Below are 22,216 nucleotides of genomic sequence, written 5' to 3'. Positions count from 1 at the left end.
TGTGAGAGTAAATAAATTGAGAGTATGTGTTAATGGAGAGTAAAACAAGCCGTTTTTAGCAGGAACGGCTTTCAAACCTTTAAAGTGTAGATTTATGATAGTTGGATTTTTTCAAATGTGGGCTTCACGTTTCTTCGAAGCCATTTATGGAAGACAATCCCAGCGAGACTTATGATGATAAAGAATAGGTTAAAATATAAATGCTCAGTCCATGTAAATTGCTTGATCACCCCGCCACAGGAGCAGGGGATATGGTTAAAGAAGTTTAACTTGATAAGAGTGATATAAACAGTAAAGATTAACATTAATGCCAGGGACCCATATAGGCCAGCCAGTAAAGTGCGCCTGAAGATTAATAAGCCGGCTATGAGATATTGCAAGGCGGGAAGTCCCCAAACTAAAAGAATAGAAAATTTATCGTCAAACGGCTGGTCATTCATCTGGACGAGGAAAACCTTATAATCCATTAATTTAGATGTAGCCGCGTATACAAAAAGAGAAAATAAAAGGAGGACGATAATCTCCATGATCCATCTGCGGAGCATAGAATATGGTTTTAAAGTTGGACAAATTATAACTGGAGCTTGATGCGTTGTAATGAAAAAGTTACGTGCAGTAAGATGCGATGCTCTGGAACATTCATGTCTGATTTTCTCTCGATTACTAGTGTAAATCTAGATTTTCACATTGATTAAAAAATTGCCGAAATGACCGGCAGCGTTGCAAGAATTTCACTTAGCGTATAATTTACACGTATGCTGCAGGATAGGAGGATGAAAATGGAGCAATTTCTTTACAAATTTTATTCTTTTGCGAAAGAGGTATTCTGGTTTTGTGGGAAATCAATCAAATGAAAGCATTAACTTTCTATGCTTAGGATGCCCATAAAAATTCCTCACACCGCCTCCCTCCTGAAATCTTTTGGTGACAACTTATAATAATTCGAAAACACCCTCGAAAACCCCGCCGCACTTTCGTACCCCACTTCCCAGGCGATCTCATGCACCGGCAGTTCGGTTTTCTCCAGCAGCTTCCGGGCTCTTTCCAGGCGCAGTTCCCGGATGTAATCTGCCAGGTGATGATGGAAGATCTTTTTGTAACCACGCCGCAGTTGGGTGGGCTGTATCCCGAAGCGGTTGGCCAGTATCTGGATGGACAGTTTTTTGTCGATGTTTTCGCTGATGTAGTCTTTCACTTTTTTATACGTCAGGTAGTCGCGGTGGTAAATGCTGGTGTCTTCCTTGCGGTAAGCGGCCCCCATTTCGTCGAGGGTTTTAAAGAGAAGGTTCAGCAGTAGCACCTGGCGTTTTAGCCGCCATATTTCCCCGCTAAGCTGTGTTTGTTCCAGCTCGGCCAATTGCTGAAGGCTGTTTGTATGGAGAGGGCCCGGGCGGGGAGCTTCGTAGGGATTGCTGATGCAGGTTTCATCCAGCTGGCTGAATATGCTGGGGCCGAGCTGCAACAGCAGTATGCGGTTATGCCCTGGTTGCAGGCGGAGGCTGTGCTGATCCGGCTGAAGGCTCAGGAGCGTATAATGACTGCCAGGCAACGGCAGTGGGCTGTGTTGCCGGGTCTGAAGCATGGCCTCGCCTTCAAGGTTGTAGATCATGACTACGGACGTCTGCTGCAAATGCAGGGGAATAGTAAAAGCGGCTTCCGTTTCAAAATGGTAAAGCCAGCCGCTGGTGTACTGGTCGGAAAAATGCTGGGCAAATATTTGCCCGGACGAATGCTGGCAATAAGATACACACGCATCCTGTACAAGGCTGCCTGGCTGGTTGGAGGGAATCGTTTTGCCGAACTGGAATGCAGGCCCCAGCAAAATCCCTTCGGTTTGATTCAAAGGCATGGAAGCAGGAATTAAGTGACAGAATCAGTAGAATTAAGCTAGTCGGCAGAAAAAATTGGATGGGCAGGCAATGGTTGAAGAAGGTGTAAAAACACCGGTTTCTATATCCTACTGAAACAATACCGCAGTGGGAATTGTTTGGTAGTTACGTAAAAAGAACATTCACTAAATTCACATATGCCCCTCATACAGCTCACCGGCCTATCCGGTTCCGGTAAAACAACTATCGGGGAATTATTAAAAGCCCGCTGCCTCGCTGAAGGCCGCCCTGCTGAATTGCTGGACGGAGATGATTGCAGGCGCGTGCTGTCCAGGGACCTTGGTTTCTCCGCTAATGACCGCAAGGAAAATATCCGCCGGCTCGGTTATGTCGGCAACCTGCTCAGCCGCAACGGTGTTACGGTGGTGATGGCTGCCATCAACCCCTTTGAATCCATCCGCCTTGAAATGGAACAGCTGTACGGCGCCCGTACGGTGTACCTGGATTGTTCCCTGCCTGAGCTCATCCGCAGGGATACCAAGGAGCTGTATAAAAGGGCCCTGTTGCCAGACGGGCATCCGCAAAAGTTATATAACCTCAGCGGTATCAACGATCCGTATGAGATCCCTTTTAAGCCTCATCTCATCCTGGATACCGAAAAAGATACCCCGGATGTTTCGGTGGACAAGCTATCTCATTTTATCCGCAATTGCAAGTAGGCGGCCTCCGCCGGAGCCAGGTATTCCGGAATTTTTTCCAAAACAGGCGCTTCCCTGAATAACTCATGGGGATGTTTGGCATTTTTTGCACCCCTTGCTACCATTTTTTCCAACAGTATGTCCGTAGGCGTTATACCGCAGCAACTGAATAACTGCTCCAGCATAGGGCGCAGTGAGGGTTGGTAATGCAGCAGGGTGGAATGTGCATCTTTTTGAAGAATATGATGGATCTGCCGGTAATATTTTTCAAGCAGCCGGGCGAGGTACAGGTCCTGCTGCCAGTGCATCACTTCTTCCTGCTGCCACCCGAAAAGCGCCGCGGGCAGCATACCCGGCACAGCCTGTATGCCTCGCTGCCGCCGGTGACTTGCAAATACGGGAGCAGGCTCGCGGCAAAGCAGGATAAAAGGTACCTGGGGAAAAGCGGCCCTCAGCTGCTCGTAATAAAACAGGTGCCAGCTGTCCAGTTTTATCCAGCTATGGGTCTCGTGGCCGGTTCTTTTTTTGCTCAGCAGTGAAATGACGCTGGTAAACAAAAGCGGGCCGGCGTTTGCGCGAAGCAATTCATCCAGCAGCGGTACTTCCGGCAGCACGATCTGTTGTTCATCTTCCGCCAGGGCCTGCCCCAGCAGCGTGCTGCCGCAACGGCTCACGTGAAAGATGAGCGCGGCCGGCGGAGGGGCTTCGATCTGCGAGGCCCATTCAATGAGGCTTTCAGGGCTGCTCAGGCTTTGGTACGGATGCCGGTTCTCCGGAAGGGAGCGGAACCGACGGATATCGTCTTCAAAAAATGGTTTGTGGTAGGGCTGATCTCCTTTGTACAGCCAACGGAAATACCCGTCCGGCAGCAACTGGTAAGGAATGTGGCTCATGGCTGTTGCAGTTGGGCGATAAGGGCCAGCGCGGCGGGTGTATTTTGCAGTCGCAGCTCGGCGATTATTTTCTGAAGCGTTTCCGGATCAGGCCCGGTGGCGGGTGGGATGTATCCCGCATCGCGGAAGAGACGGTCTATCCATTCATTGCGGACCAGGTCCAGCACCAGGTGCACCCGGTCCGTTTCCCCGCGGTTCGCCACGCTGTGCGGCAGGTCAAAGTTCGCATACCAGCATTCGCCGGGTACAAGGGGCAGCTGCCGGCCTGCTACTATAAATTCCACACCGGGATTGGTGATCACCGGGATGTGTAACCGGAAATGCCCGTCTTCATACGAAGTCTGTTGGTCCCGGTGTTCTTTTACCATGCTGCCGGGCGCAAGGCACAGCAGCCGGATGGCTTCTTTTTCACATTCAAACTGTGCGGTTATTTCGCGGAAATAAGGGCAGGCTTCCATCAGCGGCGTATCCAGGTATTGCCCGCCGGCATGTGCGCGGATGTCTTCTTCAGCGCCCGTCATAGAGCGCAGCGCAATCAGTTGCCAGCTGCCATCGTAATCCTTTGCGTTAAAATGTTGCTCCCAATGGCCCCGCAGGCAGCGTTGCAGGTCCGCCTCCAGCAAGGCGGGGTTAAACAAAAACGGGAGACGGAGGTAAGGGGTTTGCATATACTAAAAATAAGCCTTTCCGCCGGAAAGCTTTTGTGTCATATCACTGTCATGCAGGGATATGGTTTTTAGGCCCCGGGGCAGGGATTTTCTTGCAGGATTGATCAAAGAGAAAGGAATTAAAACGGACTTTCAGGCCGATCGTTCATTGTGCGCAACGAGGTATTGTTGAGCCTGTTTTTGTATGTCACAATTGCATCACTTTTCGGTAAGATATAACACGGCTGCATTCGCTGCTTACTATCTTGTGGCTTGATAAGCGTCGTATAGTAATCTTTATTGTTTTTGTATGGATCCGCACTGTTTTTGCGAAACAAATTTCCGTGAATATTAATGAACGAATTATGTATGTTCCTGTCGGGGCAGATCAGTTTTTTATTTAGATAAGCCGCTACTCTTAATTGTTTGATACGCACTACCAGTTACGCGTAAACGAAAATCAACCTTTTTACATCGCAGAAAGCAGCAAGTACAGGGTGTATCCGGATTGGATACACCCTTTTTTATTTTTACCGCTTCCAAAAGAGAGAATGTATTACATTTATTGTCTCTAAAAACCCTTGAACTATGAAGATCAGGATCATTTCCCTGGTGCTGGCGGCGGCTTTTTTCTGCACAGCCGCACAGGCACAGAAAGTAACGGTGTTCGGCGGAAAGATCACGGCCCTCAAAGGCATTGATACTTTTAATATTGTATTCGACTACAGCAAAATGAACGTGGGAGATATGGGCCGGGAAGCCAACTATGTAAAAAAGAAACGCGCGGACGCGGAAAAAAGAGCCTATGGCTCGGCAAATGCCTGGGAAGAAGGCTGGTACAAGGACCGCACCACTTATTACGAACCGAAATTTATCACCGAGTTCACCAAACAATCGGAAAAGGCGGCAGGCAGCTATCCTGATGCGCGTTACCAGCTGATTTTCAGGACCAAACTCATTGAGCCGGGCGGTACGCTTACCGGCAGAACGCCAAAAATGGATGCGGAAGTCTGGATCGTGGAAGCTGCTGCGCCCACCAAAGCCCTTGTGAAGTTCCGCGTGGAAGATGCCAGCGGCAACGGCGCCCTCGGCGATATCCCTTCCGGCGCGAGGATAGGGGAGGCTTATGCCAAAGCGGGCAAGGAGCTTGGCGCTTTTATCCTGAAGGAAACGAAATAAATTCAACGTTAAGATACTGGTTAAAACTGGCCGTCTCCCTTCCGGAGCGGCCTTTTTGCTTTATATTTATTCTATGAAAAGTATCACGGTTTTTTGCGCGTCCAGCCCGGGATTTAGTGCGGTATATATGGAACAGGCTTACCTGGTGGGGAAAACGCTGGCGGAAAAAGGCATCCGCCTGATCTATGGCGGTGCGAACATTGGGCTGATGGGAGCGGTGGCAGACGGCGCGCTGGAAGCCGGCGGGGAAGTGGTCGGCGTGTTACCCGATTTTTTACGGGCGAAAGAGATTGCCCACCGCAGGCTCTCCGAACTGATCATGGTGGAAACCATGCACGAACGCAAAACAAAAATGAACGACCTCTGCGATGGCGTGATCGCGCTGCCCGGCGGCTACGGCACCCTGGAAGAATTGTTTGAAATGATCACCTGGGCGCAGCTGGGCCTGCATCAAAAGCCGATCGCGCTGCTGAACATAAACGGCTATTACGATCATCTTACAAAACTTCTGCAGCACATGACGGATGAAGGCCTGCTGAAGGCGGAAAACCAACGGATGCTGCTCTCCGGCACAGACATTCACCAGCTGCTGGAACAGATGAAACAATACACGCCGCCCCTGGTAGGTAAGTGGATCACGAAGGACGAGCTCTGAGGGGAAAGGATTACTCCGCTGCCACCGCCGCACGCTCCTCCGTCTTCTGCCGCAGCTGGCTGCGGATCTTTTCCCGGTGCATGGTGCCCCACTCCCGCAGGGAGTTCACCACCGCGCCAAGCGTATTGCTGTAGTCCGTCAGCTCATATTCAATCACCACAGGCGTGGTATTGTACACCTTCCGCAGCACAAACCCGTTCAGTTCCAGCTCCTTCAGTTCATGACTGAGCACTTTGGCCGCAATGCCTTTCACCGTTTTCTGCAATTCATTGAAACGTTTATTGCCCGAGCTGAGCGCCACGATAATGGGCAGTTTCCATTTGCCGTGAAGAACATATAAAGCGTCCTGTACAGCGCTTAAAGCGGTACAGGATTCCCATTCTGCTGAAATTGTTTGTAACTTTAACATATATACTATTGTTAACTAACCTGGATGTTAGTGCTTACCTTTAGGTAACTACTTACCAAGCGTAAGCAAATGTACATAAGTTTGCATTCCTTTTTAAACCAAACACAAATCATGAAAAAAATTACCTGCTTCGTATTGCTCCTGGCAGCTTCGCTGAGCACTTTTGCGCAAACCTGGAAATCAGATAAAGCGCACTCCCAGCTGAAATTCGATGTGCAGCACATGGGCATTTCCACTGTTTCCGGCGAGTTCAAAGACTTCACCGCTACCGTTACCGCTTCCAAGGCGGACTTCAGCGATGCCGTATTCACCCTCACCGCTCAGACCGCCTCTATCAACACCGGCATTGAACAGCGCGACAACCACCTGAAAACTCCCGACTTTTTTGACGCAGCTACCAACACCACCCTGACTTTCAAAAGCACTTCGCTGAAAAAAACAGGTGAGAACAAATACCAGCTTACCGGCGACCTCACCCTCCATGGCGTGACCAAACCCGTAACCCTGGACCTCTGGTACCGCGGCACCATCGAAAACCCGATGAACAAAAAACAAGTTGCAGGTTTCCGCGCCACCGGCACCATCAAACGTTCTGAATTCGGCGTAGGCGCTAAATTTGCCGCTCCCATGCTGAGCGAAGAAATAGCCATCATCGCGGACGGTGAGTTTGGTAAAGAATAACCCGGGAAGAACGGACGAAATTTTGGAACCCGCCACCATGGCGGGTTTTTTCATGCCCAAAGAATATTTTGGATAAAGTCTATAGAATTAGTAGGATAATACTGAAATCTCCCTATATTTGCATTACAATAGCCGTATATAAAAGTCAAACCAACCTTAAAAAAAGAACATATGCGTACGATTAACCGATATGCAGACTTTCTGCCCCTCAGCTACGACATCCGCCGCACCAAGCCGCTGGATAATACCCCCATCAAGCCTATTACCGCCGGCCATACCCTGCCGCTGTTTAACCTGCACAAGGAAGATTTTGTGATCCCTTTCCAGTTCATGAACCGCGACAGCAGTTACATTGTAGGCAGCGAACTGCTGAACCAGCCGCTGGTACTGGCATTTTTCTCCATTCATTGGAACGGGTATGGTGATAAATACATCAAAGAATTGCAGGACCTGTATGCGGATGTGCAGGTGATGGGAGGGCAGCTGCTGGTAGTATCGGCGGACAGCCGGAAGGAGCTGGAAGAAGTGGCGGCAAAACATAACATCACTTTCCCCCTTGCACTGGACCGCAACCACCAGATCGACCGTAGCGCTGGTATTTATTCTGAGACGGACCCGCTCTGGGACCGCCTGTCAGGCTTCGAAGAAAATGCCCCGCTGCCTGCTATTTTTGTGATCGGCCAGAGCCAGCGCATCACCTTCGACTTCATCGACCGTTATTTCGACCGCAGCATCAACCGCCGCGAACTGCTGTCTGAAGTATACACCGCGGGCCAGGCACAGGCGCTGAGCCGTGCTATTGCCTAAACTTACAAGAATAATTCACTGATAATTGCCGGGTTATGGCGCTCAGCGTGCATAACAGGAACGGAGTGATCTTTAAAAAAGATTTCTCCGTTTTCGTTACAGGCAGGGCCTAACCGGAACAGATTTTCGGCATGGCCTGCGAGGCCGGTTTTTACCTTCCGGATATGGCTTTCTCCGTCCGCCCCTACAGGTAAGGTTTCATCTCATCTTCAATCGTCTTGCGAAGGTCCATCAGCCGGTGGGCGTAATCCTCCATGCTTTTGTCATGATCCGTCTGCGGCACCCATTTGGGGATAGGCACGGTTTTGCCGTGTTCGTCAATCGCCGCGAACACCATGATACAATGGGTGGTTTTTTCTTTCTCCCGCTGCCGCGGGCTGCCCGCAAATACGTGAATGGAAATATGCATGCTGGTATTGCCGGTGTAAATGATGGAGGCCGAGATCTCCACCAGGTCGCCGATGGATATGGGCTTGTAAAACCGGATGCCGCCCACATATACCGTTACGCAATATTGTCCGCTCCAGTTGGCCGCACAGGTAAAGCCCGCCTGGTCAATCCATTTCATCACGGCGCCGCCATGTACTTTTCCGCCGAAATTTACATCTGAAGGTTCTGCCAGGAAACGCAGCGTTACTGTGTGTTGCGGATTTTCCATTGTATTGTTTTAATAAATGATCAAGGTTCTTCAATATAGCGGTTATCCCTTTACCTGCCGGTCATGCTCCGGCGCTGTTTGCGCCACACCCAGGGCGCCACGGGATGCGCGTCCAGCCACAGCCCTTTGCGGGCGGCCTTTGCTTCCGTTTGCGCCTGCGCCATGTCACGGCTTTTGCTGAACTGGGTGTATTGCCAGGCAAAACCCGCTTTTACCAGTTGCATATTCAGGCTGGAGCCGTCGGGCAAATATACCTCAGCCACAGTTCGCCCATACTGGTCCCGGCTTTCTTTCCGGGCTTTCACCACCTTGCCGAAACAAAGCCCCGAGGTATACTGCCGCGCCTTTTCGCCGAACGGCTGGCCTTTTTCCGGGCTGTCTACCCCAAAAAGCCTGATCCGTAGGGGTTTCCCGTTCACCAGCATTTCAATCGTATCCCCGTCCTTTACGGCCGTCACTTTCCCGGTATAGGTCTGCGCCCGGGCTATTACGCTGCTCAGGGCGAGTATTAATATCAACAAGGTGCGCATGCTGCAAGATTAAAAATTTCCTTGGATATTCCCCCTCGTTTATTATTTTTATGCAAACGTTTGCAACCCAGGCAGACTTTACACGTTTACAGTCCTAAATACACGCAAAAATGAAATCCACTTTTGAAAGACTGGCTACACTAGTCATTGTCGCATTACTATTACCGCTTTTATCCGCCGCGCAGGCATCCTCTACCAAAAAACAAATGGCCGGCCTCATCGATGACAACATGCAGTTTGCCGTAAAACAGTACGAAGTACTGAAAAACAATACCCCCGCGGACCGTATGCCCCGTTCTTTCGCCAATGGCAAACCCGTTACCTCGGACACGGAATGGTGGTGCAGCGGTTTTTATCCCGGCACCCTCTGGTACCTGTATGAATACACCAAAGACGCCAATGTGAAGGCCGAAGCGGAAAAAAGGCTCGCCATCCTGGAAAAGGAAAAAAGATATACCGGCAACCACGACATTGGTTTTATGATCTTTTGCAGCTTTGGCAATGCGTACCGTATCACCGGCGATAAAAAGTATAAAGAAGTGATAGACACAGCGGCTGTATACCAGGTCACCCGCTATCGTCCGTCCATCCACTCTATCCAGTCATGGAACAAAAGCAAAAACCTCAACTGCCCCGTGATCATCGACAATATGATGAACCTTGAGCAATTGCTCTGGGTGACCCAGAATGGCGGCAGCGGCAAATACAAAGAGATCGCGCTTACACATGCGAACACGACCATCAAAAATCACTACCGTCCTGACTACAGCACTTTCCACATCGTGGATTACAACCTGGACAATGGAGAGATCATCAAAAAAGTGAACGGCCAGGGCGCGCATGACACCTCCGCCTGGAGCCGGGGCCAGGCATGGGGCCTGTACGGTTTTACCATGATGTACCGCTTCACAAAAGACCAGGTATATCTCAACCAGGCCAGGCAGATCGCTAAATTTATCCTCAATCACCCGAACCTGCCGGCCGACAAGATCCCTTACTGGGACTACAACGCGCCGCAGATCCCCACTTCCCGCGATGCATCTGCCGGCGCTATCGCCGCATCCGCATTGCTGGAGCTGGGCCAATATGTAAACAAAGCCGAGCGCACCACGTATGTGGATGCCGCCGCGGTGATGCTGCAATCGCTTTCATCGGATGCCTACCGCGCCAAACTGGGCGAAAATGGCGGTTTCCTGCTGAAGAACAGCGTGGGGAGTTTCCTGGCGAATTCCGAAGTGGATGTGCCTTTAACCTACGCGGATTATTATTTCCTGGAAGGATTGCTGCGGTACAAAAAATGGTACCTGTAAAGAGCATCGTGCCCGCTCATATGATAGTATTTTGCTTTTTGCTTGGAAATTACCGCGTAATTACCGGAAACCTATATGGTGCCTATAGGAGAGATACAGGGAAGGCGGACTTAAGGTGGAGATGAGGTGGACTTGATCTGGAGTAGATTTGGTTAATATCCTACCATTTTTTTGAGTACGTAGTAAGATGAAAAATAAAGAAGGGATGGAGTTTTTATTCCATCCCTTCGTTTTTATGCGTATTGCTTACAATTTTGGCTGGGACCGGTGAAAGTCGCGGAGATAGCCGCATTGCGTCATTCTTTCTTTGTAGAATTCCGTTTGCTGGAAGTTTTTGTAAAGCTCCGGGAAATATGGATTGTTGGTGGCCAGTTTATACCATTCAGGTTCCTCGGCGTTCAGCATGTGTTTCTGTGCGCAGCGGGCGGCCATATACAGGCATTCGGCCTTAAATTCCTTATCTGTCGCGGCATCCGCGGCCTTTTTGTAATATTCTTCCGCGCGGTAACATCCGAAATACTGTTTCCCGGAAGGCGTTTTGTCATCTTCGGGCGTGTACCAATCGGTACTGGGGCGGTAACTCGCCGAGAACTGGTAGGCATGACCGTAATAAGAAATGCTGAACAGGCCGGTGGCATATTCGAAATAGACTTTTGCGTCCGGTTTTTTCTTCATTTGTTTTTCCAGTTCCAGCATACGTTCCGCAAACTGCTGCTGGCTGATGCCGGTGAGTTTGGCGGAATCGGAGTTGTCATAACCGAAATCTTCCAGTTGAGGCGTAAAGGCCAGTGTGGCGTAACGGGAGCTGGTGGAACGTTTGAACCACTCCACCGCATCCTGGAACTGGTGTATCCGCACATAATTCACCGCGATCATTTCACCGATCTCTTTATCGCTCATTTTTAATTGTTCGTACAGGTATTGTTCAAAAGGCGTTTTCTTTTTTGATTGATACCCGTTGTATAGCGCCAGCAGCTGGTGTGCCTGGAGGCTATCTTCCATATAATCTATGCCGCTTACGTTAAAATAACTGTAGGCATAAGGCAGTACATGATCTCTTTTAACCATGATGAGCGCTTTGCGGGCCAGATCGTTCTGTTTGGCATAGCGGGAGGAAATCACCAGGTCCAGCAGGTTGCGGTACATCCGTTTGAAATAATAGGTGTCCATCTCGGCCGTCTCCAGGTTGTAGGTACTGGTGAGTTTGCCGGCCGTTTTGCCGTCCAGCCAGCGGAAGGATTCCAGCAGCTTATTTTCAAATGCGGGGTCGATGGAGGGCTGTTCGTTGATGGTGACCAGCAGTTTTACCACTTCCAGCTGATCTTTCAGGGCAGGCCGCAGGTTGGGCGTGGAAGCCAGGGCCAGCTTGCCGCGGGCGCCGGCAAAGTCTTTGAGCATGTTCGAGATGTAGGCTGAAGAGATATTCCACAGCGCGGGCTCTTTCACTTTGCCGCCTTTGGCGAGTTCGTCCAACAGTGTTTGCAGTTCTGTTATTTTGGATTTGTCGTTCCTGTTTTCCGCCCAGAAGAAGGATTGCCCGTTGGCATCCGTTTCGAGCATAGTGGTGAAATAATCCTCTTCCAGTTTATTCATTTCCCGGCTCAGCAACACATCCAGCATGGGAGACTGTGGATCCAGCCGGTACACTTTGCGCAGGCCTTCCACATTTACGTCCGTGGTTTTCAGCGCGTAGATAGCGGCCACCGTGGCTTTTTCCCGGTCGTTTTTGCAGAGCGGCAGCACGGCGTTTTCATCGGCATCTGTATAATGTACATTGCGGTAGGCCATTTCCCGCTGCGAGGGGGCATTTTCGAAGATACGGGAAAAGAGGTACGCGCTCCGGGCGTTTTTGCCGGTACGGCGTAAGGCGCCTGCCCTGAGCCCTTCGATCTTGTAATGAATGAGCGATGTGGAACCGGCGGGCGTTTTTAACGAATCGTAATATTGCAATGCCTGCGTATAGGCATTACAGTAGTGCGCCAGCCGGATGGCTTGGAACGCAAAACGTTCGCGGAGGTTTTCATTTCTACAGGCTTTGTAGAGCTGTACCCCGTTCCGGGAAAGTTTTATCATAGCCAGGGAATCCCTTTTCACTTCATCCCAGCCTTCAGGCCCGCTGGTGTGCGGCTCGCACTGTTTGGCAAACATGAGGTAACCCAAAGTTTCCTTATCCGATGACTGTATAAAATGACGGGTCAGCGCATTGTTTTTGATGCTGTCAGGCAGCTGAAGCGCCGCGCCCTTTTCGATATGCAAGTACAGCGTGCTCATCTGCGGGCGGGTGTAGGTGTAGATAAACTCGCGGATATCCTTTTCCGGTATTTTGCCGCCGAAAAAATCGTTCCATTCTTTCAGGTTCAATGGTTCTTCAGGTGTTTCATTGCCATAAAAGGGAGAGAGCGCGGTGTAATAAAAAGGCTCGAACCCCGGTTGGGAAGAAATGTTAGGGTTGAAAAAATTGGCGTAATAGTCATACGGATCGGGTTCGGGGCCGCAGGAAAATACATACGCAACGCCGCCCAAAAGGATCACCAGGAGGCTACTCAAAAATACTGTAAATCGTTTCCAGTTCATGCACAGAATACTTTTGCAGGATGATGGGATCAAGATGATAAAATATAATGGCCGGCTTGTGGGGTTGCCGCTGCCGGGTCAGGTGATGCGCTGCCTTTTGCAGCAGTTCTGGCGGACAGCTCTCGTGCCGCACCACATCCCCCTGCCGGATGAGCACGCCCTGAAGGGCGGTATCACGCAGGGCGGTGTAGGTGTATTGGCCGTCTTTCCTGAACAGGCGCCTGTTGTCAAGGGGCAGTTGCCGCAGCAGTCCGGTGTATCTTTTGTTCCGGAACAGCACATCCCATTCAAAGAGGGGCAGTGCCAGGTCCAAAGATAAAGGATAATTGCTGATCCTGTCGGAGCCGGTGTAAGCCCTCAGCGCATCCATGTCCAGGATGGAGTTGTGATCGCCGGGCTTGCGGAGGTCGCCCATGTTGTAACACATCAGCAGGCCTTTGTCCACGGGTGGTACGCCGCTGCTGCCCAGGTATTTCACCTGGTGCATGCGGATGGTAGCGGATATCTGTCTGCCGGCAAAAAAGGGCTGTTGCCTGATGTGATGCAGGAAACTGAAGTACTGGTCGCGGCTGGTGCGCGTCCAGTCACAATCAAGCTGTATTTCGCTGATCTGCCGGGTGGGGATCCGCGCGCATTGTTTTGCCAGCAGCGAAGCCGTTCTTTCCGCCATCAGCTGTGCCCAGCCGGAATCTTTTTGCTGCCATATTTCGTTCATCAGGAATACGACCGGCACCACCTGCAGGCTGTCCGGGAAGGGTGTTTTAAAATCTGCGAGGGCAACGGGCACGGCTGTACGGTTTACATCATTCCACGACACGTCAAAACATTTCACGTACAACCTGTTCACATGCAAGGTCCGCAAAGCGGCATTTTCCGCCAGGCCGGGCTCGTAGCGCTGCTTCCAGTAATAAAATGCACGGTCTGTCTCCCTGGGACGGGAACAGGCCATACACAAGGGCAACAGGCACCATAATAATAGTTTGCGGATGTTCATGCGTTTGCAAATATCGATAAATCAGTGGATGAGTGCGGCGTACATCTTCGAGCGGTGATAAATGGAAGGATGTTCGCGCAGGAGCTCCACTTTTTTGTATCCCGCTCCCCTGAAAAGTTTTTGCAGGTTGGGGAATGAAAGGGGATAAGGCACCCATGGATTGGAAGTGTCCGTATTGTATTCCACGATGAGGAAACGATGATCTTTTTCGAGATGGGGAGCGGCTTTGGCGAGGAAGGCTGTTTTGTTCTTCACAAAGTGAAGGGAGTTGGCCATCAGGATACCATGCAGGGGCGGCAATTTCCACTCATCTTTTTCAAAATCCATTTGTTTGAACTGGATGCCTGGCTGGGGAAACTGCACCGGCTCGCGGTCCACCGCAATTATTTTGCTGCCGCCGGGCAGGAGGGAGGCCAATGCGCGGGTAAAAAGCCCCTGACCGCAGCCAAGATCCGCCCAGGTGGCCGGCCCCGGCGTATGGATGGCCGGGGTGCTGATAAGAGATATGGCGGTATTCAGTTCCATCTCTTTTATTTGTTGATCGCAGTGATACGGTAACCATCCGGCATGGAAGCGAACCAGATCTGGCCGCTGCCGATCATGGCGCCCTGGTAATTGCGGAAGATGCGGTCCAGGCGCTGGGTGTCCACCAGGGCTTTCAGGGAAGCGTCAAATATTTTGTCGTAATGCTGTTCGAGGGATTTCGCGGTTTTGTATTGCCTGAGCGGGAACTGGACGTGCAGGATGACGCTGTCTTTCCGGTCGTTTTTCACCCAATCCTTGAAGCGGAGGAGGAATTGTTTGAACCCTTCGGGATCGTCGAATCCTGCGTTGCTCCAGGTGGAGGGGATGGTGCCGTCTTCAAAAAGGGTATCCTGGGCCTGTACCTGGGCGGCCTGCCGGTCGATGGAAGGGGGTGGCGCGACGGGCACGAGCTCTTTCACACCTTCGATAATGGAGCTGTCTGCGGCTGTTTTTTTGCTGGTGGTATGGCAGGCAAACAGCAGGGGGAACAGTAATATGATACAATGGAATTTCATGTGATAGGCTTTGATGCTCAATGAAATTAAGTATTTCCGGGGGCTTAAAATTTTTGTTAAAAAGATTTGCTTATATGCTTTAATTGTCCTTATCTTTGCAATCCCAAAACGGAAGAGCGCAAGGCTTGGAAGTCTATAAAGGAAAGGTTTGGATCGGTAGTTCAGTCGGTTAGAATGCCGCCCTGTCACGGCGGAGGTCGCGGGTTCGAGTCCCGTCCGGTCCGCAAAAAATGCTCCCTGAAAAGGGGGCATTTTTTATCTCTTTGGTTAGAAAATATTATCTTCACGTTCCTGGCGAAAGGCCGGTACGTATATAAAAAAAGTTGGATCGGTAGTTCAGTCGGTTAGAATGCCGCCCTGTCACGGCGGAGGTCGCGGGTTCGAGTCCCGTCCGGTCCGCAAAATGGGACAAATCTTTTTCACAGAAGTTTGTCCCATTTTTTTTGGTAATGTCTCGTCCATGGCGTAAATCAGCTGCATCACTTCATTAACTTTGTGGTTCGATATAGTTCACCGTCGAAAACGAGGTTTTCGGGGAAAATTGAACTGATTATTTTCCGTTTTTGCTCTACATCTTCTTGCTGGTAGCGGTCTCCGAGTTGAAAGGCGTTTTCTAATGCGGCATCTATATCGATGCTGTTTTCGTTTTGGGGGATGTTGGTTAATCTTGCTTCTAACCGCGTTAATTCCTGTTCGAACTCGGCTTTACTTTCGCGGTACTCCTGCGGGGTAATTTCTTTGGAGAACATTAACTCCCGTGCGGTTTTTATCTTTTCGCTGAATAGTTCTATTTGCTTTTTGATGCGGTCTTTTTCTACGTTGGCGCTGCTGCCGTATTGCTTTACGGCGCGTTTGATTACTTCTTTGAATAATGCGCGGACTTCTCTTCTCGGCATGTATTTTTTGATTTCCGACTCCAACGCTTTGTTGGCTACGTCTGCTTTGTAGCGGCAGCCGCAGGAGGAAATGCAGTGGTAATAGTGATAATGAAGTTTGCGGCCCTTGGAGGCGCTGCTGGTTAGCTTTCTGCCGCACTTCGGGCAAATAAGGAAGCCGCGTAAAGGAAGGTTTTCATCACTGAATTTTTTCGTTCGCTGTTTCTTTTTTCTTCCATCTAAAACATCTTGTACTTCGAAAAACAATGCTTCGGAGATTAACGGTTCGTGTTGGGCGGGTACATAAAATGCTTCTTCTTCCTTATACTTCGGAATGAAAATTTTACCACAATAGGCGGGATTGCGCAGTGCTACCCAAAAGTTATTCTTACTGCATTTGAGGCCTTTTAACCTTACAGCTTTTAGAATCTGTTCAGTGTTCAAGTGGCTGGCGGCAATTTCTTCGAACACCCAGCGCATTAAACTTGCCTGTGGTCCTTCATTTTACAGTTTGTTGGATAGTTTATTTCTTGTAAATACAATATTATTTATTGGCTGTGGTTTGAGTGATCCTGATATACAACTCGTACTTGAAAATTCGAATATCGCAGTGCCAAGTGCACATCCTCATTACTCTATTATGCCCGCAGGAATGCACAATGCCTTAAATAAGGCCATAAAGAGCTCTTATAATATTAAGATTTTAGAATATGAAAATGATAATGGTGACCATGCAAGTCTCTTGGCCTCATTAAATGAACTTAAAGACCTAGTTTCAGCGATAAGAGCTGTTAATTAAGGAATGGAGCATAATTCCTGTTTGGCCGTAACTAAAGTATGTTTTGGTTATCCTAGTCTTGTTTCTGTTTGTTAATTAACGAGATTTATATAATTGAATTGTGGCTTAATAAATGATTTGGGCTGGATTATCTATTTTAATGTACTCTTTTATTGTACCCCCATTTAAAGACCCCAGCATTATTTCTTGTGCAATGAAATAGTCATCAATCGAAACTTTTCCATCGTTATCCGTGTCCACAGACTGTTCTGCCATAAAATCTAAAATCGAATTAAGAATAAAAGTTAAGTAATATTTCATGTGCGATATGCTTACATAGATACCTCTTTTGATTGCCGCATTATGGACTATTTCATTCCTAATGCGATAAAGACGAGTGAAATTGTGAGTAAGATTTATTTCATGCTTTCTTAAAGTTGATTGGATATTGTTCGGAGCTTCTACCCATTTTCTGAAGTATTTTGCCCGGAATTTTAGTAGTTCATTAGGGCTACAATCGATAATTTGTTGGTAAGTAGCGTGGTTTGTCAAATATTCTAAGTCGTCACTGTATCCATCAATGTGAATGGAAACATTTAACCTCTCCAACGTCCTGTGAAAATCATGAAGGTTTCGCTTCACGTAAATTAATGAATGACATTTTGGAAATAAAGTTCTAATTCTTTCAATGGTTTTTTCTTCGCTTCTTGTAGATGTAAAAATATATTCTAAGCCGATCCAATAATTTAACAATTTAGTTTCTAATTCAGGAGATTCACTGCCTGTCCTGTAATATCTGATTGCAGAAAGGATTTTATCAAAGCTTTCCCTGTCCGTATTGTTTAGTTTTATCTTGTTTATTTTATCAAGCAGTATTTCAAAAATCGTGGCGTTACTCCTAAAGTATCCGTCTATTTGAAAGTTGCATGGAAAAGTAGCTGATTTTTGAGGATTGATTTTTCCAATAACGGCACATTTTTCGTCAATTTTGAAAGAATTTTTGCTGAGGCCCAGATGATATATGTCAATGTCCTTTGATACTTTATCCAATGATAACTCAATAGCTTTTAAATAGTCTAAAGCACTAACTGAATGAGTAATCATTTGATCTAGCTTGTTGGTAGTAAGAAATTCATTGACTTGTTCTGATACTATCGGCTCGATAATTTTTCTGAACCGCTTATTGACTAACTCATACACCGAATCAATTTTTTTAAACTCAATAAATTGAAATGAACTGCCAACTATCTTATAAATAATTGTAAATTCTTCTGCTGGTTTTGCAATAAGCGTTTTCAGAATTTCGACTCTTTCATTAAAGCTAATGCCGGCATTACTATTTCTAACAAAAGACACTTGAAAGAAATTATATAAATATTGTTTATTGTACCCGCTATTTACCAATTCAACGAAGAAATGGTTAGTCAAAACAACTATTTTCTTTTCTAAGTTGGATTTTAAATCCTCGTCAATTAACTCAGTGTAGGAACTTGTTAAGTTTATAATTTCATCAATTGTATTAGTAACGTAATTAGTATTGTCACTTAGTATTAATTTGCATGACTGGATTGTAAGTGCATTGTTCTTGTTTGAAATTTTAGACAAGGTATCAATAAAGTGCTTTTTACTTACCTTTTGGAAAATTATGCTGTGATTTTCTTCGTTAATTAGTTGTGATAATTCTTTAGCTATTGCGCTAGCATAGTCATTGTTAGTAAGTAGTCCAAGTGCTGACGATTGACATACAGAAACAAGTTCTTCAATTAAAGTTTTTGGATTGTGTAGGCGCAGTCGATATGTATCGACACTATTTTTAAAGAGCAATTCTAATCCCTTATCAATAAATAGTCGTTCAAAAGGATTGACATTGAATGGAATAGTAATATTTTGCATAGTGCAATTAAAATCATAATTTTGTATTCTCAAAACATCGATTTCTACTTTTTAAAGATACAGAAAGGGGCTCGGAACTAACCTCTAAGAGTTGTCGTAACACGGTGATTATTAAGTTTTTTTCGTTCCCCTAAGAAATTGGCACCAACTAATTGGTGCCTTTTTTTATCAAACTATCTGGTGGGAATGGTTCAACTTCCGCCCCACAACCTCCGCAAAAGGAAACAACAAATTTCAGTTGTTTCCTTTTTTTATGCTCATAAAAATCTGATTTACAGAAAATTGCCTCTAGGATTTCCTGATGAAAAAAGTGTTCGAGATTGGGCTGAAAGGTACATTTTGATGTTCGATTCCCTATTTAAGTTCAAACCTCTGGGATATTTCCTCATTGTTTTCGGTACTCCTGTATGTCTTGGCGATGAGATAGGGAAAATCCAATATAATATTAGTCTTCTCCTTGTTTGCGTTTATCCCATTATGTCTCAATATTTTGGTAGCCTGTTCTGTCGAAATTTTTCTGCTTGAAAAGCCTTTCCATTCCTGTAATGTATTTGTAACATGATCTTTAAAATTGTTGTTAACGAAATAGAGCTTTGTACTTTATGACCTGGGATCAAAAAACCTTCATTACGATTATGCAGACGAAATATATAATCGCTTAATGTTAGATCGCGGTTCAGATGAATGGAAAGCTAATGACCAGGTGAACATTCTGATTCCTACTTCTTTTTGAACGGTATTGCCAAATACGCAAAGAAAAATCCTTTATTGCAAGCACATGTAATAAAATTACTAATTAGGTTTGAGCTAAGTTTTGAGATTGACCAAATCTCCCATGATTCCCCACTGGCTGAAGAAGGGGAATCAAAAATACCGAAGCGTTTAACCATAGCACGTAGTGCTTTCAATACTTTTCTTTTTAATAATCTGTATCATGTGCATACCAAGTCCTCCTATTTCAAATTGACCTCTATTATGTAGGTTTCAATCGCTATCGGATTAAGAATGAGGAGATGATAAATGAGTTGCTAAAAATTAGGTCAGAAATGGAGCGGGATTTTCCTGCTAATATGGAGTTTTTAGCAGGCTTAAACGAAGGACAATTTGATACGCTCGCAGAGATAATGATGCAGTCTAATAAATTTCCAATGGAAAATAAAATTAATATTATAGGGCAAATGAAGAGCTATCAGTTATTTCATGAGCGGTGTAAAAACCAATCCATTGATATAAAAGAGGTGTTAGTGCCTGACCAAATTGCCTACCTAAATCCGGTATCTTTTATTCTCAAAAACCGAATTACAAATATGGTGTCTTTGCCAAGTAGTGATATGCATAATCTTCTAAAATCTTGGGGCTTTTGAAAAATTGAAGGTTTACGCGACTGAGCTTGATTTTTTCTACTCCCTAATCGAAGGAAGCATTTTCATAATATAATCTGATAGGAAAGTCGCTGAAGGTCATTCGTGTTTCCTTAATAGAAACTGATGATTTCAGCTGCTCTATAATGATAGGGCTGCGCATTTGCGTTTCAAAATTGGCATTAAATTCATCTTCGCTCCCGTATAGTATTTTTGCCTGTTCTATCTGTGACGTTAATTGTCCTTTCAATCCAGAAGCAGAATACTCAATTTGATAATTATGTTTACAGTAACCTTCTAACCAGTGAAAATCAATGACCGGAATATCATCAATCAAACAACCTGCAAAAATCGGATAATTGGTAACTACCAATCGTATCAACTTTTTGCCCCCGACCGGCCCCGTGATTGATTTGAACCCGTCAGAATTCCGGCTGAAAAAGTCTGCTTTACGGGCAACCTGTGCAGCACCTCTTTTTAAGCGTTCGTAGTTATTATAATAATCCCTTATTTCCATCGGATATTTAATGCACTTTACTTCTGCAATAATTATGACTGATTTGAGGTTAATGATAAGATCAATCTCCTCTTTTTCGCCTGCTATTCGAAAACGCTGGGTTTCCGGTATGTGGTGTTCAAAATTCTTTGTAGTTAATAATTCACGTAGAGTGCTTTTTACATGGCTTTCCAGCATACGGCCTCTTTTCTCCAGGTTAAAGCCACCTTGTTCCAGCCAGCGATCAAGAAAATGAAAATGATTCGCTGCGGTTATCGGTAAAAGTGATACCAGTAGATCTTCACCAAGTTCAGCCAAAGGCTTGTTCCAAAAATTATAATACTCTTCCTGCAGCTTTGTTATCATCGTCAAAAAAGTATCAATGGTAGCCTGATTGTAAGTGCTGCGTTCTAAGAGATAGCGCCCCAGCACATCTTTGGCAATTTTGTAGGGGTGGCTGAACATCGTTTTAAGGTCGGTAACCTTTTCGGCATAATCAGTATTATCGGCCACTTTGCTAAACAAACTAGTCGTTAGTTGGAACATCAAGATAATGTCACTCATCTTTAACGGGGCGAATGTTGGCAACGATACGTTATTCAAGTAAGGGTAGAAAGTTTCCAATGCTGCAAAAAAACTGAATGTATCGTCTAGTTCTTTAGCATCTACACCATCCTGCAGTTCATAAGTAACAGCTCCCTCCGTTAACTGAATGGATTTAATGCACACATGTTTCCGTACAGCAGGATCGAAGCCCAAGTTGGTTTCCCCTTGCTTTGCAAGTATTTGCTGAAGCTTAACGTTCATTGCCAGGCTATCCATTTGAAGTCGGAAACGACCGATCTCCTCTAAAATGAGTTTTGCTCGGTCGGGGAAGGTAGCCAAGAAATCATTTTCCCCACGTTTTCTGACGTAGCCGCCATTCCAAATTACTGCTTCATAAGTCGATTTAAATCCAAAAAGTAAATTAGCTTCTTTTACTAGTTGATCAGTATAATGAATTGCCGCAATGTCCGTTGGGTTACTTGCATTAAGATTGAATGCGGATTTATCTTTCACAAAATTGAGCGCAATTTGCAAAGTATCTACCAGAGTGGCCAGCCCGCCGCCCGTATTGATGTCGCCAACCCCCGGATCTCTGGAAGTCGTACGGTGTCCAAATGTTTCGGTAAAATCAAAATCCGTGCGGCCTTGAAATGATGCCCGGAACTGGCCGATCACCCATAAATAGGATGCATTATGTTGGGCTAGCAAAAGGCTAATTAGGGCCTCTCTGGTCAAAGCGGTAAGTGTAATGATTTCGTCGATCTTTTGGGACACTAACGTATAAATATGATTGAACATGGGCAACACATTGCACGTTTCGTGTAGTGCTTGTATGTCTTCCAAATTTCCTTCTAATATTTTCGGAACAGATTCTGTCCATGTTGCCCGGAGATAAGTAATATCAAACTTAGGGTTAAATGGATTGAGACGGCTATCTGTCCGCAACAAATCTCTAAATGTCTGCATTGGTTGTGGTCTATCTTCTTGAATAATACCCTCGCAAGACGAGGTACTCTCATCACCCGGTGGATGATGCTACGGGGAATGCAGAAACACTATGCACCCTGATAAAGGAATACGACCTTAACGTCAGCCTGAATCACAGGCAATAAAACACCACCCGTACCAGGAAATCAACTCCAAATGGAAGAACCAGCAAAGATGATAGGAATAAGTATGTCATAAAAGGCAGATTGACAGGATTAAACAATAATGCAAATATAGGTAAATATTTATTGAAAAACAATAAATATTTATCAAGAAACCATCTTTGGGAAACTTTTGATATTCAAGGCAACTAGAAAAGAAATGGATAAAATCATTACTATTACAGGAAATAATTCCCGGATACCACCGTTCTATC

Annotated in this window: 22 protein-coding genes and 2 tRNA genes; 10 read left to right on the top strand and 14 right to left on the bottom strand. The window is 46.5% G+C overall.

Annotated features, from left to right (window positions below; translation table 11 throughout):
- Positions 1-92: 92 nt before the first annotated feature.
- Together EG028_RS28050 and EG028_RS05405 are read right to left on the bottom strand one after the other, a co-directional pair.
- Positions 93-527 carry a MauE/DoxX family redox-associated membrane protein gene (locus EG028_RS28050; RefSeq protein WP_394364017.1) on the bottom strand — a complete coding sequence of 145 codons (435 nt, stop codon included), beginning with the start codon at positions 525-527 and terminating at the stop codon, positions 93-95.
- Positions 528-895: 368 nt separating this feature from the next.
- On the bottom strand, positions 896-1,849 hold the full coding sequence (locus EG028_RS05405) for an AraC family transcriptional regulator (RefSeq protein WP_120515234.1): 954 nt from the start codon (positions 1,847-1,849) through the stop codon (positions 896-898).
- A gap of 177 nt (positions 1,850-2,026) precedes the next feature.
- Between EG028_RS05405 and EG028_RS05400 the strand changes: the two genes are divergently transcribed.
- Positions 2,027-2,548, top strand: a complete 522-nt coding sequence (locus EG028_RS05400) for an adenylyl-sulfate kinase (RefSeq protein ID WP_120515235.1) — start codon at positions 2,027-2,029, stop codon at positions 2,546-2,548.
- Here the strand turns inward: EG028_RS05400 and EG028_RS05395 are convergent.
- A complete protein-coding gene (locus tag EG028_RS05395; RefSeq protein WP_120515236.1) occupies positions 2,524-3,420 on the bottom strand; it encodes a sulfotransferase family protein in 897 nt (298 codons plus the stop codon). The genes EG028_RS05400 and EG028_RS05395 overlap by 25 nt on opposite strands.
- Complete coding sequence (locus tag EG028_RS05390) at positions 3,417-4,088, bottom strand: aspartyl/asparaginyl beta-hydroxylase domain-containing protein (RefSeq protein ID WP_120515237.1); 672 nt, start codon at positions 4,086-4,088, stop codon at positions 3,417-3,419. Before EG028_RS05390 ends, EG028_RS05395 begins: the two co-directional genes overlap by 4 nt.
- A 567-nt stretch (positions 4,089-4,655) precedes the next feature.
- Between EG028_RS05390 and EG028_RS05385 the strand changes: the two genes are divergently transcribed.
- Both EG028_RS05385 and EG028_RS05380 read left to right on the top strand, forming a co-directional pair.
- On the top strand, positions 4,656-5,246 hold the full coding sequence (locus tag EG028_RS05385) for a hypothetical protein (RefSeq protein WP_120515238.1): 591 nt from the start codon (positions 4,656-4,658) through the stop codon (positions 5,244-5,246).
- 73 nt (positions 5,247-5,319) lie between these two features.
- Complete coding sequence (locus tag EG028_RS05380; protein ID WP_120515239.1) at positions 5,320-5,901, top strand: LOG family protein; 582 nt, start codon at positions 5,320-5,322, stop codon at positions 5,899-5,901.
- Between the two features lie 10 nt (positions 5,902-5,911).
- On the opposite strand, the gene EG028_RS05375 is transcribed toward EG028_RS05380, so the two are convergent.
- Complete coding sequence (locus EG028_RS05375; protein WP_120515240.1) at positions 5,912-6,310, bottom strand: winged helix-turn-helix transcriptional regulator; 399 nt, start codon at positions 6,308-6,310, stop codon at positions 5,912-5,914.
- Between the two features lie 111 nt (positions 6,311-6,421).
- Between EG028_RS05375 and EG028_RS05370 the strand changes: the two genes are divergently transcribed.
- Together EG028_RS05370 and EG028_RS05365 are read left to right on the top strand one after the other, a co-directional pair.
- Positions 6,422-6,991, top strand: a complete 570-nt coding sequence (locus tag EG028_RS05370) for a YceI family protein (protein ID WP_120515241.1) — start codon at positions 6,422-6,424, stop codon at positions 6,989-6,991.
- A 171-nt stretch (positions 6,992-7,162) separates the two neighbouring features.
- Complete coding sequence (locus EG028_RS05365) at positions 7,163-7,798, top strand: redoxin domain-containing protein (RefSeq protein WP_120515242.1); 636 nt, start codon at positions 7,163-7,165, stop codon at positions 7,796-7,798.
- A gap of 184 nt (positions 7,799-7,982) precedes the next feature.
- Here EG028_RS05365 and EG028_RS05360 read toward each other — a convergent pair whose 3' ends face one another.
- Both EG028_RS05360 and EG028_RS05355 read right to left on the bottom strand, forming a co-directional pair.
- Entirely contained in the window at positions 7,983-8,456 is a 474-nt protein-coding gene (locus tag EG028_RS05360; RefSeq protein ID WP_120515243.1) for an acyl-CoA thioesterase, read from the bottom strand.
- Between the two features lie 50 nt (positions 8,457-8,506).
- The gene (locus EG028_RS05355; protein ID WP_120515244.1) at positions 8,507-8,986 is read right to left on the bottom strand and encodes a thermonuclease family protein; all 480 of its coding nucleotides are present in this window, start codon (positions 8,984-8,986) and stop codon (positions 8,507-8,509) included.
- 110 nt (positions 8,987-9,096) lie between these two features.
- On the opposite strand from EG028_RS05355, the gene EG028_RS05350 reads away from it, so the two are divergent.
- Positions 9,097-10,296, top strand: coding sequence for a glycoside hydrolase family 88 protein (locus EG028_RS05350; RefSeq protein ID WP_162946276.1), 1,200 nt, complete (start codon positions 9,097-9,099; stop codon positions 10,294-10,296).
- Between the two features lie 246 nt (positions 10,297-10,542).
- On the opposite strand, the gene EG028_RS05345 is transcribed toward EG028_RS05350, so the two are convergent.
- Genes EG028_RS05345 through EG028_RS05330 form a run of 4 tightly spaced genes read right to left on the bottom strand, consistent with a single transcriptional unit; the run spans position 10,543 to position 14,904 of the window.
- Positions 10,543-12,870: a hypothetical protein gene (locus tag EG028_RS05345; RefSeq protein ID WP_123864572.1), complete on the bottom strand. Its 2,328-nt coding sequence runs from the start codon at positions 12,868-12,870 to the stop codon at positions 10,543-10,545.
- Positions 12,836-13,864, bottom strand: a complete 1,029-nt coding sequence (locus EG028_RS05340; protein ID WP_123864571.1) for a hypothetical protein — start codon at positions 13,862-13,864, stop codon at positions 12,836-12,838. The genes EG028_RS05345 and EG028_RS05340 overlap by 35 nt, the downstream gene beginning before the upstream one ends.
- 21 nt (positions 13,865-13,885) lie before the next feature.
- On the bottom strand, positions 13,886-14,389 hold the full coding sequence (locus EG028_RS05335; protein ID WP_206614381.1) for a class I SAM-dependent methyltransferase: 504 nt from the start codon (positions 14,387-14,389) through the stop codon (positions 13,886-13,888).
- 5 nt (positions 14,390-14,394) lie between these two features.
- A complete protein-coding gene (locus EG028_RS05330) occupies positions 14,395-14,904 on the bottom strand; it encodes a hypothetical protein (protein ID WP_123864570.1) in 510 nt (169 codons plus the stop codon).
- 150 nt (positions 14,905-15,054) lie between these two features.
- Between EG028_RS05330 and EG028_RS05325 the strand changes: the two genes are divergently transcribed.
- Positions 15,055-15,128, top strand: a tRNA-Asp gene (locus EG028_RS05325).
- Positions 15,129-15,229: 101 nt separating this feature from the next.
- A tRNA-Asp gene (locus EG028_RS05320) sits at positions 15,230-15,303 on the top strand.
- Between the two features lie 80 nt (positions 15,304-15,383).
- Here EG028_RS05320 and EG028_RS05315 read toward each other — a convergent pair.
- Entirely contained in the window at positions 15,384-16,223 is an 840-nt protein-coding gene (locus tag EG028_RS05315; RefSeq protein ID WP_241559062.1) for a recombinase family protein, read from the bottom strand.
- On the opposite strand from EG028_RS05315, the gene EG028_RS05310 reads away from it, so the two are divergent.
- On the top strand, positions 16,216-16,578 hold the full coding sequence (locus EG028_RS05310; protein ID WP_185096809.1) for an SIR2 family protein: 363 nt from the start codon (positions 16,216-16,218) through the stop codon (positions 16,576-16,578). The two genes, EG028_RS05315 and EG028_RS05310, sit on opposite strands and share 8 nt — an antisense overlap.
- A 105-nt stretch (positions 16,579-16,683) precedes the next feature.
- On the opposite strand, the gene EG028_RS05305 is transcribed toward EG028_RS05310, so the two are convergent.
- On the bottom strand, positions 16,684-18,450 hold the full coding sequence (locus EG028_RS05305) for a hypothetical protein (RefSeq protein WP_120515250.1): 1,767 nt from the start codon (positions 18,448-18,450) through the stop codon (positions 16,684-16,686).
- Between the two features lie 1,046 nt (positions 18,451-19,496).
- On the opposite strand from EG028_RS05305, the gene EG028_RS05300 reads away from it, so the two are divergent.
- Positions 19,497-19,814, top strand: coding sequence for a hypothetical protein (locus EG028_RS05300; protein WP_123864568.1), 318 nt, complete (start codon positions 19,497-19,499; stop codon positions 19,812-19,814).
- Positions 19,815-19,857: 43 nt separating this feature from the next.
- Here EG028_RS05300 and EG028_RS05295 read toward each other — a convergent pair whose 3' ends face one another.
- Entirely contained in the window at positions 19,858-21,819 is a 1,962-nt protein-coding gene (locus tag EG028_RS05295; RefSeq protein WP_120515252.1) for a hypothetical protein, read from the bottom strand.
- Positions 21,820-22,216: the final 397 nt, after the last annotated feature.

The sequence above is a fragment of the Chitinophaga barathri genome (assembly GCF_003807585.1).
GTDB lineage: Bacteria > Bacteroidota > Bacteroidia > Chitinophagales > Chitinophagaceae > Chitinophaga > Chitinophaga barathri.
This window is presented reverse-complemented; position numbering and strand designations above follow the sequence as displayed.